This is a genomic window from Flavobacterium ginsenosidimutans (genome assembly GCF_003254625.1).
Taxonomy (GTDB): domain Bacteria; phylum Bacteroidota; class Bacteroidia; order Flavobacteriales; family Flavobacteriaceae; genus Flavobacterium; species Flavobacterium ginsenosidimutans.
Genome location: NZ_QJRJ01000078.1, coordinates 138,368 through 151,505, shown reverse-complemented (window position 1 = coordinate 151,505; position 13,138 = coordinate 138,368). Strand labels below are relative to the sequence as shown.

The following is a 13,138-nucleotide window of genomic DNA, read 5'->3' as shown; positions in this document are numbered from 1 at the left end:
TAAGATGCTAAGGTTCTGAGTTGCTAAGATACTAAGTTTTTTTCGCCACGAATTTCACAAATTACACTAATTTATAAATGCTGCTGAGAATTTTTGCCACAGATTATATGGATTAAATGGATTTCTTTTTTATCCTAATTTTTATAAGAAGCCAAATGTTTGAGTTTAGCCCCGATAGAGGCGGTATCCTCGTAGTGAAACGTAGAGATATAGCCGAAAGCGGGAACTATGTTTAAAAGAAGCCAATTGTGATGCTTCAAATTACTTAATTTTTTGCCACGAATTTACTTCGTCTGTTCGCTATCGCTCGAGTCACAAATTTTATTTTCCATTTTTCGCAAAATGCTAAAACATAGCCCGTGGTTTCAACCACGGGAAACTTACGGATTGGGCGTAATTATATATTGCGTCCACGTGGTTGAAACCACGGGCTATGTTTGAAATAGAAATCGCCCAGAAAAAAAAGAAATTCGTGGAAATCCGTGTAATTAGTGGCAAACAAAAAATCATTTAAATCTGTGTTAATCTGTGGCAAATAAAAAACAAAACCCCTGAATTTAAATTCAAGGGTTTGTTAGTAGTTATGTTGTTTATCGGAAAAGATTAATAAAATGCAAGGAAAAAAACTTAGAACCTTAGCATCTTAGTATCTTAGTATCTCAGAACCTTAGATTTATAAACTCGGTAAATCTCCTTTTCCTTTAGTAGGCAAGTTTGTAGATCCCATAAGGAATAAATCTACTTCTCTTGCTGCTTCGCGACCTTCTGAAATAGCCCACACGATTAATGATTGTCCTCTTCTCATATCACCAGCAGTGAAAATGTGAGGAACGTTTGTCTGATAGTTATGCGCTTTGTAATTGCTTCTAAAATCAGTTTCGATTCCTAATTGCTCGCTTAATGTTTTCTCTGGGCCTGTAAATCCAAGAGCTAATAAAGCCAAATCGCAAGGCCAGATTTTCTCAGAACCTTCTTTTTCGATTAATTCAGGACGTTGGCCTGGAGTCATTTTCCAAGCTACTTCAACAGTTTTAAGTCCAGTTAATTCGCCTTTATCGTTAGAAATAAATTCTTTAGTATTGATCAGCCAGTTTCTGTCGCAACCTTCTTCGTGAGAAGAAGATGTTTTAAGTTGCAACGGCCAGAAAGGCCAAGGAGTTGACTCGCTTCTTCCAACTGGAGGTTTTGGTAAAATCTCAAAGTTAGTTACCGATTTTGCTCCGTGTCTGTTTGAAGTTCCAATACAGTCAGAACCTGTATCTCCACCACCGATAACGATTACATTTTTACCAGTTGCTTTAATCTGATCTGGAATTGATTCTCCAAATAAAACTTTAGTTTGTTGTGTCAAGAAATCCATTGCCTGTACAACGCCTTTGCTTTCGATTCCTTTAGTTGGCAAGCTTCTTCTTTCAGTTGCTCCTCCGCATAAAACGATAGAATCGAATGCGTTTAATTCTTCAACGCTGAAGTTAACTCCAACATTTACATTTGTTTTGAAAGTGATTCCTTCTGCTTCAAGAACCACTACACGACGATCGATAATTCCTTTTTCTAATTTGAAATTTGGAATTCCGTAACGTAATAAACCTCCAATTGCGTTGTCTCTTTCAAAAACAGTAACGGTGTGACCCGCTCTGTTTAATTGTTGAGCAGCAGCCAATCCCGCAGGTCCAGAACCGATAACGGCAACTGTTTTTCCTGTTCTTGTTTTTGGTGGCTGAGGTTTGATCCATCCTTCAGCGAAACCTCTTTCAATGATGCTTTTCTCGATGTTTTCGATAGAAACTGGATCTTTGATGATTCCTAATACACATGATTTCTCACATGGAGCAGGGCATAAACGTCCTGTAAATTCTGGGAAGTTGTTTGTAGATTGTAAAATCTCCAAAGCACCTTGCCATTCTTCCTGATGTACCATGTCGTTGAAGTCCGGAATTAAATTTCCTAACGGACAACCACTGTGGCAAAAAGGAATTCCACAGTCCATACATCTTGATCCTTGTTCTTTTATTTTATCTTTCGGTACCGGAATAGTAAATTCGTTGTAGTTCGAAACACGTTCTGCTACTGCTAAATTACTTTCATCGGCTCTGTTATATTCTTTAAATCCGCCTATTTTACCCATGACTTTTTAAATTAAATTCCAATTTCTTTAAATTGCTTCGCCTGTTCGCTATCGCTCGAGTCCAAATTCCAATCCTTCGACTTCGTTCAGGACGACATTGTCATTGATATTGACATTGGAATTTGGAATTTTATTTTTTGAAATTGATTTTTATCCCGCTATTAATTCTTCTATTTTTTTCTCTTCTGCAATTCTTTGTAATGCTTTCTTGTAATCAGTTGGCATTACTTTTACGAAGTGCTGTTGTTGGTTTTCCCAGTCTGCTAAAATTCCTTTTGCTAATGGACTGCTGGTGTACAATGAATGATTTTTGATCAGTTTTCTTAGTTTAGTAACGTCTTCTTCTTCCAACGGATCGAATGCAACCATTTCCATGTTGCAAACCGTTGCGTCGAATTTCTTGTTCGGATCGTAAACATAAGCTACACCACCGCTCATACCAGCTGCGAAGTTTCTTCCTGTTTTTCCTAAAACTACTACTGTACCACCGGTCATGTACTCGCAACCATGATCTCCAATTCCTTCAACAACTGCTGTTGCTCCAGAATTTCTCACACAGAAACGCTCTCCGGCCATTCCATTAATATAAGCCTCTCCGGTAATAGCTCCGTAAAGGGCAACGTTTCCAATAATGATATTATCTTCAGGTTTGAAAGTCGCTGTAGGAGGTACTTTTACAATTAATTTTCCTCCAGAAAGACCTTTTCCTAAATAATCATTACAGTTTCCGTGAATTTTAAATGACAATCCGTTTGTTGCAAAAGCACCAAAACTTTGTCCGGCAGAACCTTCAAAATCAACTAAAATAGTGTCATCAGGTAATCCTTGTGCGCCGTAGATTTTTGAGATTTCATTACTCAAAATTGCACCTACAGAACGGTCTGTATTTTTAATTTTAAAGGTTACTCTTGTTTTCTCTTTTCTATAAATAGACGGAATCGCTTCTTTGATGATGTCAAAATCCAATACATTTTCAAGTTGGTGATCTTGAGTAGTTGTATTATGATTTGGCTCTGTTTTCGCTTTTTCCGGTTTGTATAGAATTGATGACAAGTCTAAACCATTTGCTTTATAATGTTTGATGGCTTTGTTCACATTTAATTTTTGTGACTGACCTACCATTTCTTTTAAAGTTCTGAAACCTAATTGAGCCATGATTTCTCTTAACTCTTCAGCAATAAAATACATGAAGTTGATTACGTGCTCTGGAGTTCCTTTGAAATTCTTTCTCAATTCTGGATCCTGAGTTGCAATACCAACTGGACAAGTATTTAAGTGACAAGCTCTCATCATGATACATCCAGAAGCTACAAGCGGCGCAGTTGCGAAACCGAATTCTTCAGCTCCTAATAAAGCTGCAATAGCAACGTCACGACCTGTTTTCAACTGTCCGTCGCACTCTAAAACTACACGGCTTCTTAAATCGTTTAAGATTAAAGTCTGCTGTGCTTCGGCTAAACCAAGTTCCCATGGAATACCTGTGTGCTGTAAAGATGTTAACGGTGCAGCACCAGTTCCTCCGTCATAACCAGAAATTAAGATAACGTCAGCTTTTGCTTTGGCAACACCGGCAGCGATGGTTCCAACTCCAACTTCAGAAACTAATTTTACGTTAATACGAGCTTCACGGTTTGCGTTTTTCAAATCGTAAATCAACTGAGATAAATCCTCAATTGAGTAAATATCGTGGTGAGGAGGAGGCGAAATCAAACCTACATAAGGTGTAGAGTTTCTAGTTTCAGCAATCCAAGGCACTACTTTTTCTCCAGGTAACTGTCCACCTTCACCAGGTTTTGCTCCCTGAGCCATTTTGATTTGGATTTCTTTAGCGTTTGTCAAATAGTTGATCGAAACACCAAAACGTCCCGAAGCAACTTGTTTGATTGCACTGTTTCTAGAATCTCCGTTAATTTCTTTCTGGAAACGTTTTGGATCTTCTCCACCTTCTCCGGAATTACTTTTTCCGCCAATTCTATTCATTGCAATCGCTAAATTCTCGTGTGCTTCTCTAGAGATAGATCCGTAAGACATTGCACCCGTTTTGAATTTCTTTACAATTTCTGTCCAAGGTTCTACTTCGTCAATAGAAATTGGATCTAGGTTGTTGAATTCAAATAAACCTCTAATAGTCATTAAGTTTGAGCTTTGCTCGTTAACGGCATTTGAGTATTCTTTATAACTTTCTGGGCTGTTTAAACGAACCGCTTGTTGTAATTTAGAAATAGTGGTTGGGTTAAACATGTGTTTTTCACCACCACGTCTCCATCTGTAAATACCTCCAATTTCAAGAGAAAGCAAACTTGCTACTTTTGAATTTGGGAAAGCTTTTTGGAAACGTTTTTTAACTTCTTTTTCAACTTCCATTAAACCAATACCTTCAATTCTTGACGGCGTGTAAGGGAAGTATTTAGATGTAAATGTTTTGTTTAAACCTAAAATCTCGAAAATTTGAGCAGCTCTGTATGAATGTAAAGTAGAGATACCAATTTTGTTCATGATTTTCACGATTCCTTTTGCGATCGCTTTGTTGTAGTTTACAACTGCGTAATCTGCTTTTACTTTTGTAATGAAACCTTTTTCAACTTGATCGTGAATGATTTCGTTTACCATGTAAGGATTGATTGCACTTGCACCGTATCCGAACAATAAAGCAAAATGATGAGGTTCTCTTGGTTCTGCAGATTCAATGATGATTCCAAATTTAGAACGAACCTGTAAAATGTTCAAAGAGTGGTGAATGTAAGAACAAGCCAATAACATTGGAATTGGAGCAAATTCTTCGCTTACACCTCTATCAGACAAGATGATGATGTTGCATCCTTCTTCAACTGCTTTAAAAGTAGCCTGAACACATTTTTCAAGAGCGCGCTCTAAACCGTTAACTCCTTTTTCTATTTTATATAAAGTAGAAATAGTTGCCGATTTGAAATCTGCGTGATCGATATTTCTGATTTTATCCAAATCCTCGTTAGAAATAACTGGATTTTGGATTTTCAATTTTTTACATTGTTTCGATTCAATTTCGAAAATATTGAAATCTCCACCAATTGCTAAACTGATGTCGGTAATAATTTCTTCACGAATACCATCTAACGGCGGGTTGGTAACCTGAGCAAATAATTGTTTGAAGTAATTGTACAACAACTGTGGCTGATCTGAAAGAACTGCCAAAGGTGTATCGTTACCCATAGAACTGATTGCTTCAGCTCCGTCACTACCCATTGGGTTGATGATCGTTTTTAAATCTTCAATTGTATAGCCAAATAATTTTTGTCTTGTTACGAAATCTAATTTTTCAACAGGAGTAGGGTTGTTTGTGTACGGAACTTTAGATAATGGCAATAAGTTAGCATCAATCCATTCTTGATACGGACGTTTTGTAACTATCGCTTTCTTAACTTCTTCGTCTTCGATGATACGGCCTTCGTTCATGTCAACCAAGAACATTTTTCCTGGCTCTAAACGTCCGTGCTGAATTACATCTTCTGGATCGATGTCTAATACACCAATTTCAGATGACATAATTACGAATCCGCTATGAGTTAAAGTATAACGAGATGGACGCAAACCATTTCTGTCTAGTAAAGCTCCAATTACGTTACCATCTGTAAACGGAATAGAAGCTGGACCATCCCAAGGTTCCATGATACAAGCGTTGTACTCATAGAAAGCTCTTTTTTCTGGAGACATTGTTTGGTGTTTTTCCCAAGCTTCAGGAACAACCATCATCATTGCCTCTGGAAGAGAACGACCAGTCATTAATAAAAGTTCAACCACCATATCCATAGAAGCAGAATCTGATTTTCCTTCTAAGATAATTGGGAATAATTTTTTGATATCATCGCCAAAAACTTTGCTCTGCATAAGCTCTTCACGAGCACGCATACGGCTTACGTTTCCACGAAGTGTATTGATCTCACCATTATGACACATGTATCTAAACGGTTGAGCTAAGTCCCAAGATGGGAATGTATTTGTAGAGAAACGTTGGTGTACAAGCGCTAAACGAGTCACCAAGTCTGGATCTTTCAAATCTATATAATAACGGCTGATGTCTTCTGGCATCAATAAACCTTTATATATTATAGTAGTTGTCGATAAACTAGTAAAATAAAACATGTGGCTTTCAGAGGTTTTAGATCCTCTTACGGCATGTTCAGCAATTTTTCTAGCTGCAAAAAGTTTTGCATTAAATTCTTGTTCAGTTAAATTTTGTCCGTTTTTAGAAACGAAAACTTGTTTAACTGTTGGTTCTTTTTCTGCGGCGATTTGCCCTAAATTTTCAACGTCAACAGGTACATCTCTCCAACCTAAAACTTTTAAATTCTGGTCTTTAATAGTTGCCTCAAATGCATTAATACAAAAAGAAACCTGGTTTTTGCTTTTTGGTAAAAAAACCATTCCTACTGCATACTCACGCGCTTCTGGGATTTCAAAGTCACAAACTTTCTTAAAAAAATCATGAGGGATGTCGAATAAAATTCCGGCACCATCTCCCGTTCTTCCATCAGAACTAACGGCACCACGATGTTCCAATTTAATTAAGATGTCTAATGCTTTGTGAATAATATCATTTGACTTAATACCATTCAAATTACAAATAAATCCCGCACCACAATTGTCGTGTTCAAATTCAGGCAAATAAAGCCCTTGTTCTTTAACTTTCATTCTTGATATTTTTTCTACAAAAATAAAGATTTCGTTAAACATAATGTAGTGAAATTATATATTTGCTTTCATTTTTACTGGAATATTAGAAAAAGGGTTCTTAAATGATAATATTCTTGATTAAAGCATTGCGAATTATTAAAATCATAATTGCGATTAAAATATATTAAGAAAAATCGTCGCTTAGGTATTGATATCAGTGAAGTTTTTGTTAAATCTCAAACGTTTTAGCGGTTTTGTGTTAACTTTTTAGATACAATTGTTTAATGATTTTTTTTCTTTCCATTTAAATAGATGAATTATCAATTAAAGAGTAGTTATTAATTTAAAAAAGATTTTACTTTTCAGTTGTATTTTGTTACTTTTGTCGCACTTTTATTCTGAAATAAATTCAGAACCAGACAAATTCTATATTATGAACATACACGAATATCAAGGAAAAGAAATTTTAGCGAGTTACGGAGTACGCGTACAACGCGGAATCGTGGCTAATAATGCAGTTGAAGCTGTGGCCGCTGCAAAACAATTAACTGCCGAAACTGGAACAGGATGGCATGTAATTAAAGCACAAATTCACGCAGGTGGTCGTGGAAAAGGTGGTGGAGTTAAGCTGGCAAAAAACTTACAACAAGTTGAAGAGTTAGCAGAACAAATCATCGGAATGCAGTTAATTACTCCTCAGACTCCGCCTGAAGGTAAAAAAGTTAACAAAGTATTAGTAGCTGAAGATGTTTACTATCCTGGAGAAAGCGAAACTTCTGAATTTTATGTTTCTGTTTTATTGAATAGAGGTACAGGACGCAACATGATTATGTATTCTACTGAAGGTGGAATGGATATCGAAGAAGTTGCTGAGCACACTCCACACTTAATCTTTACTGAAGAAATCGATCCTTCTGTAGGTTTACAAGGTTTTCAGGCTAGAAGAATTGCTTTTAACTTAGGACTTTCTGGAAACGCTTTCAAAGAAATGGTGAAATTCATCGACGCACTTTACAATGCTTATATTGGTTCTGATGCTTCTATGTTTGAAATCAACCCAGTTTTAAAAACTTCTGATAACAAAATCTTAGCGGTTGATGCTAAAGTAAATATCGACGATAACGCTTTATACAGACAAGCTAAATATGCTGAAATGAGAGATATCCGTGAGGAGAATCCAATTGAAGTTGAAGCTAAAGAAGTTGGTCTTAACTATGTTGACCTTGACGGTACTGTAGGATGTATGGTAAACGGAGCTGGTCTTGCTATGGCAACTATGGATTTAATTAAATACGCTGGTTTTGAGCCTGCTAACTTCCTTGACGTAGGAGGAACTGCTGATGCAAAACGTGTTGAAACTGCTTTCAGAATTATCTTGAAAGATCCAAACGTAAAAGCTATCTTAATTAACATCTTTGGAGGTATTGTTCGTTGTGACCGTGTTGCTCAAGGTGTTGTTGATGCTTACAAAAACATGGGTGACGCTATTAAAGTGCCAATTATCGTTCGTTTGCAAGGAACAAATGCTGAAATTGCAAAAGAATTAATTGACAACTCTGGTATGCCAATCTTATCTGCAGTTCAATTCCAAGAAGCTGCTGACCAAGTTAAAGCTGCACTTTCTTAATTAAAATAAGAAATCAATTTATATAGAAATCCCTTCATGTATGAAGGGATTTTTTTTGTAGTCAATTTAACCGCAAAGTTCGCAAGGTTTTTTGTCAAGGATTATGAATACAAACGTAAAGTTAGCAAAGCTGTATGTTGAAAATAGCCACTAATTCACGAATTATTTTCAAAGATTGTAAAAAAATAAAATTCGTGAATTCGTGGCTAAAAAAAAAACTTTGCGAACTTTGCGTAATTCTTTGCGCTCTTTGCGGTTAAATCATCAAGTTTATTTCAAAACTGTAGATAGTTCTACAAGTTCAAATTCTGGATCGTGTGTTATAAATTCTCTAATCAATGCTGCATGACCTGCGCCGACTAAAATCATTATTTTATTATCTGTATTTTCCGTTAATTTCTGAATTAAAGAATACATATATAAGTTTCTTTTGTACCAATTTGAAACTAAAGACGGTCCGGTAAAATCATCTGGATTTCCAGCTCTGTTGGCTACTTCCAAATACCATTGAATATTTTCATTTTCGGATTGTTTTGTATTGTAATACAGCATCATTTCTTGTAAGGAGCTTTTTCTAATTTTTTCGTTATGTTTTTTTTCGAAACTTGCAGTTATCGCTTTATTCTTCTCCATTAAGTCCTTCTGGTTTGATTTTTCCATTGCCATCATTAAACTGTCATATGGGAAAGATGTATAAAGATTCATTCCGTATAATTTTTTATGATTCAGTTTCTTCGCAGTGCGAAGTGCCAGTTGTGTTATTTCGCTTTTATTAGTTTTAAAAAGACTGTCGGTATTTTTATTATAAAACTTGTCTAAGTCGGCTTGTTTTTTAAATTCCCATTCCACAAATATTTTATCAGGACCAAATTTTTTGATTTTTTCACTCATTATTTCGAGTTCCTTTTGGCTGTTCTCAGACATAATGTTGAAATTATTTAGTTGAGCAACGTCAAGACCTGGATTGGCGTAATGAAAAGTTCCAACCAATAGAATCTGCTTTTTCTTAGTTTGAGCAGAAGTTAAGTTTAATGTAATAATTGCGAGTAATAAAATGATTTTTTGCATGACGGTTTGTTTTTAAATTCATGACAAATCTATGCTGTCTTTTAACCTCTATTTTTTGTTTTTGATGAACGAAGGATTTCATTTGACTAACTGCTTAAATTTCTATTTCAAAATGTTCGTGTAACATTTTTGATAGTTCATCCCAAAAAAAGTATGTTTTAAATAAATATAATTTTCTATTTAAGGCTTAATTGTATTTTTGGATTAATTATCAAAAATTATGAAATCAAAAATTCCCTTTTACTATCATATTATCTTTTTCGTTTTATTATTTCTAACCTATATTTTCTGGGATATTGGGCTAAATAATAGAGATATAAAAATAGTCGTAAAAGCTATTTATTTAGGGATTACTCCAGCTTATTTATTGGCAGTTTTTATTATCTACATTCTCAATTTTTATTTCTTTTGTAATTGGTTTTTAAACAAAAAAAAATTATTGTTTTATATTCTAACAATTCCAGTTTCATTATTACTTTTTACGGCTGTTCGTTATTTTTTGGAAGAAGTTGTTATGTATAATATTACTGGAATACACAACTATTATGATGAAGCAAGAGAAATAACCTATTACATAAAAGATAATTTTTTCTACGGATTGCCGGCTGTAATTTTAAGTGCATTAACTTTTTTGTTTTGGCAGTTTCATACTACGCAACATCAAAATCAGGAGTTGCTTTTGGAGAATAAAAAAGCCGAATTTCAAATACTAAAAGCTCAGGTTAGTCCACATTTTTTGTTTAATACATTGAATTCTTTTTACAGTCAATTAATCTTAAAAGATGATGAAATGGCTGCAGATGTTCTGGTTCTCTCTGATTTGCTTCGATACGTAATTACAGAAACCGACAAAGATGAAGTAATACTTTCAAAAGAAATTCAATTTATTCAAAACTATATTCATTTACAGAAAAAACGATTCGAAGATCAGCTTTATCTTGATTTTTCTGTTGAAGGAAATTATACAAACGAAAAAATTCTTTCTTCAGTATTAATTCATTTTATAGAGAATGTTTTTAAGCATGGAAAATTTAACAATGAGGAAGAAAAAGCTGTTATTTCAATTAAAGTAAAAGAACCATTTTTAGAAATATCAACTTTTAATTATAATGTTGGAGGCGAAAATTATTCGTCAACCGGAATTGGTTTTGAGAATCTAACAAAAAGGCTCGAATACACATACAAAAATCAATTTCAACTTGAAAAAACAGAAGAAAATAATACCTTTAAAACTTACTTAAAAATACCACTAAAGAAATAATTTATGGCTTTTAAATGCATAATTGTTGACGATGAACCGCCTGCAACTCGAATTTTAGAAAATTACATCGGGAAAGTAAATTTTCTAGAAAAAGTCGGTGTTTTTAATGATGCATTAAAAGCATTAGAATTTCTAAACTCACAATCTGTAGATGTTATTTTTCTAGATATTCAAATGCCTCAATTAACAGGTTTACAGATTTCTAAAATCATTTCTAAAGATATAAAAGTCATTTTTACAACGGCTTATCCAGATTTTGCTTTAGAAGGTTTTGAGTTAAATGCGGTTGATTATTTATTAAAACCAATCTCGTTTGAACGTTTCTATCAGGCAGTTTCAAAATTGAATTCAGAGCCTAAAATAGAAATTTCAAATCAGAGCAATTTGCCAGATTTTCTTTTCGTTAAAACAGATGGAAAAAATAAATTTCAGAAAGTATTTTTGACGGATATTTTATATGTAGAAAGTCTCCAGAATTATGTTTGTATTCATACTTCAAAACAGCAGATTATAACGCATTCATCTTTGAAAAATGTAATTGAATCTCTTCCAGAAAATGAGTTTATTCAGATTCATAAATCGTATGTTGTTTCTCTAAAGCATATCGAATCGACAGATAATTTTTCTGTCTTTATAAAAGAAAAAGAATTACCGATTGGTGCAACTTTTAAAGAAGCTTTTTTTGATAAAATAGAGGAGAATAAGATATAGATTTTTAACTGCAAAGCACGCAAAGATTTTTTACTTAGGATTGAGAATACAAACGCAAAGTTCGCAAAGCTTTATCTACATAACTTTGCGAACTTTGCGTTTATATTTAGTCTTTTAAGTAAGAATCTTGCGTTCTTTGCGGTTAAATCCTCAATTACGATTTTTTCTTATTGCCGTTTTTGAAAACTACTTTTTCTACCACAACTGGTTTTCCATTTCCTTTTGGGAATGCTTTCTTTTTAGGTTTTCCAGATGCTGAACCTGACTTTGATGAACTTTGATCACCTCTATATTTTTCAGAATCTTTTGGAGCAGCTTTAAATTCTGGTCTTTCTTTAGAAGTTTCTTTCTTCGGAATTTCAGCTTTATGTTTTGCTAAAACGTCGGTTGGATTTTTAGGATTTTCTTTAGTTCCTCTCAAATGAATTACCAGTCCGTTTAGGAAGTTTCTCAAAACTTGATCGCCGCATTCCATATAATTTGGATGATCTTCGGCTCTAAAAAAAGCGCCAAGTTCTGACTTTGTAATTCTAAAATCTACTAATTCTAAAATCTCAACGATTTGGTCATCACGGAGCATCAAAGCCACGCGAAGTTTTTTAAGTATATCGTTATTCGTCATTGTTTTATTTTTTACAAAGGTAGTTTTTAAAATGATTAAAATCGAGAATTAAAATCATTTAAAACTCCGACTAGTTTATCTAAATCTTCTTTTGTATGATTTGCTGTTATAACAATGCGATTCAGTGGTTCAGCTTCTTTGGTGTATTTAAAACTGGCAATAATTATATCTTCGTTTTTTAAGTTATCGACTAATTCTTTAGACAGTAAATAAATTAAAGGATAACTATTGTCAAACTTAATATTTTCATTTCGAACTAAAATCGAATCGATATAAATTAAATTATCAAGCAGTTTTTGGTGTTGTATTTTATAAATTTCTGAAGCATCTGAAAGTGTTTGTACAAAAGCAGGATTCATTCCGGCTGCACTCGTAAAAGTTTCAATTTCTTTTATTTCGTTAATAAATTTAGAATTCGAAGCAATAACACCGCCCGTTAATCCGAAAGCTTTTCCTAGAGATGAAACCAAGATTTTTCTTTTAATTGGAAATGGAATTGTAGCATAAATTCCAGAACCATTTTCTCCCACAATCCCTAATGAATGAGATTCATCAATAACCAAAGTAATTTCTTTTTGATTTGAAATTTCTTTTAAGAAAGACAAATCAACAGGGTTAGTTTGAAATGAAGGAACTCCATCAGTTAAAATAACTATTTTTTCAGGTTTTGAATCTAATAAACGATCATTCAATTTTTCATTTATAAAAACTGGAAGACTATTTTCTATCTGGATAGCCGAATGAATTTCGTTTAAATGAAAAAAAGTATCAGTTTGTTTTTTCAATTTTTCCAAAACCAATTTTCCCGCCAGCATTCCAGAAGAAACCGTAACAGTATCTTCAGAACCAATGTGTTTTGCTAGAAATTTTTCGCCTGCATTATAAGCGCTTAATTTGATGTTCGCAGTTCTGGAACTTCCATAGGTTGTTCCCCATTTTAAAATGTTCTGAACTACTAAATCTTGAAATGTTGCATTTGTTGGAAGTCCTAAATAGGCAGTTCCACCAAAGTACAAATACTGTTTTTGGTCAATTTCAATGATTCGATCTGGAAATTTTTCGACTATCATT

General features: G+C 34.0%; 8 protein-coding genes. 3 read left to right on the top strand and 5 right to left on the bottom strand.

The features are described from left to right. Nucleotides 1-673: 673 nt before the first annotated feature. Both DM444_RS13980 and gltB read right to left on the bottom strand, forming a co-directional pair. Nucleotides 674-2,128, bottom strand: coding sequence for a glutamate synthase subunit beta (locus DM444_RS13980; protein ID WP_111287678.1), 1,455 nt, complete (start codon nucleotides 2,126-2,128; stop codon nucleotides 674-676). Between the two features lie 150 nt (nucleotides 2,129-2,278). Continuing rightward, nucleotides 2,279-6,796 carry a glutamate synthase large subunit gene (gltB, locus tag DM444_RS13975; protein ID WP_111287676.1) on the bottom strand — a complete coding sequence of 1,506 codons (4,518 nt, stop codon included), beginning with the start codon at nucleotides 6,794-6,796 and terminating at the stop codon, nucleotides 2,279-2,281. 415 nt (nucleotides 6,797-7,211) lie between these two features. Here gltB and sucC point away from each other — a divergent pair, with 415 nt between their 5' ends. Beyond that, a complete protein-coding gene (sucC, locus tag DM444_RS13970; RefSeq protein ID WP_111287952.1) occupies nucleotides 7,212-8,405 on the top strand; it encodes an ADP-forming succinate--CoA ligase subunit beta in 1,194 nt (397 codons plus the stop codon). A gap of 270 nt (nucleotides 8,406-8,675) precedes the next feature. Here sucC and DM444_RS13965 read toward each other — a convergent pair whose 3' ends face one another. Then, nucleotides 8,676-9,473 (bottom strand): DUF5694 domain-containing protein, encoded by a 798-nt coding sequence (locus tag DM444_RS13965; RefSeq protein ID WP_111287674.1) that lies wholly within the window; start codon nucleotides 9,471-9,473, stop codon nucleotides 8,676-8,678. A gap of 220 nt (nucleotides 9,474-9,693) precedes the next feature. On the opposite strand from DM444_RS13965, the gene DM444_RS13960 reads away from it, so the two are divergent. Beyond that, the gene (locus tag DM444_RS13960) at nucleotides 9,694-10,734 is read left to right on the top strand and encodes a sensor histidine kinase (protein WP_111287672.1); all 1,041 of its coding nucleotides are present in this window, start codon (nucleotides 9,694-9,696) and stop codon (nucleotides 10,732-10,734) included. Nucleotides 10,735-10,737: 3 nt separating this feature from the next. Further along, nucleotides 10,738-11,445, top strand: a complete 708-nt coding sequence (locus tag DM444_RS13955; protein WP_111287670.1) for a LytR/AlgR family response regulator transcription factor — start codon at nucleotides 10,738-10,740, stop codon at nucleotides 11,443-11,445. Between the two features lie 154 nt (nucleotides 11,446-11,599). On the opposite strand, the gene DM444_RS13950 is transcribed toward DM444_RS13955, so the two are convergent. Further along, nucleotides 11,600-12,067, bottom strand: a complete 468-nt coding sequence (locus DM444_RS13950; RefSeq protein WP_111287668.1) for a DUF1456 family protein — start codon at nucleotides 12,065-12,067, stop codon at nucleotides 11,600-11,602. A 35-nt stretch (nucleotides 12,068-12,102) separates the two neighbouring features. Continuing rightward, nucleotides 12,103-13,137, bottom strand: coding sequence for an aminotransferase class I/II-fold pyridoxal phosphate-dependent enzyme (locus DM444_RS13945; RefSeq protein ID WP_111287666.1), 1,035 nt, complete (start codon nucleotides 13,135-13,137; stop codon nucleotides 12,103-12,105). Nucleotide 13,138 lies beyond the last annotated feature (1 nt).

Coding starts and splice junctions, on each gene's coding strand:
- DM444_RS13945 (WP_111287666.1), bottom strand. CDS start 13,137: ATGATAGTCGAAAAATTTCCAGATCGAATCATTGAAATTGACCAAAAA.
- sucC (WP_111287952.1), top strand. CDS start 7,212: ATGAACATACACGAATATCAAGGAAAAGAAATTTTAGCGAGTTACGGA.
- DM444_RS13980 (WP_111287678.1), bottom strand. CDS start 2,128: ATGGGTAAAATAGGCGGATTTAAAGAATATAACAGAGCCGATGAAAGT.
- DM444_RS13965 (WP_111287674.1), bottom strand. CDS start 9,473: ATGCAAAAAATCATTTTATTACTCGCAATTATTACATTAAACTTAACT.
- gltB (WP_111287676.1), bottom strand. CDS start 6,796: ATGAAAGTTAAAGAACAAGGGCTTTATTTGCCTGAATTTGAACACGAC.
- DM444_RS13960 (WP_111287672.1), top strand. CDS start 9,694: ATGAAATCAAAAATTCCCTTTTACTATCATATTATCTTTTTCGTTTTA.
- DM444_RS13955 (WP_111287670.1), top strand. CDS start 10,738: ATGGCTTTTAAATGCATAATTGTTGACGATGAACCGCCTGCAACTCGA.
- DM444_RS13950 (WP_111287668.1), bottom strand. CDS start 12,067: ATGACGAATAACGATATACTTAAAAAACTTCGCGTGGCTTTGATGCTC.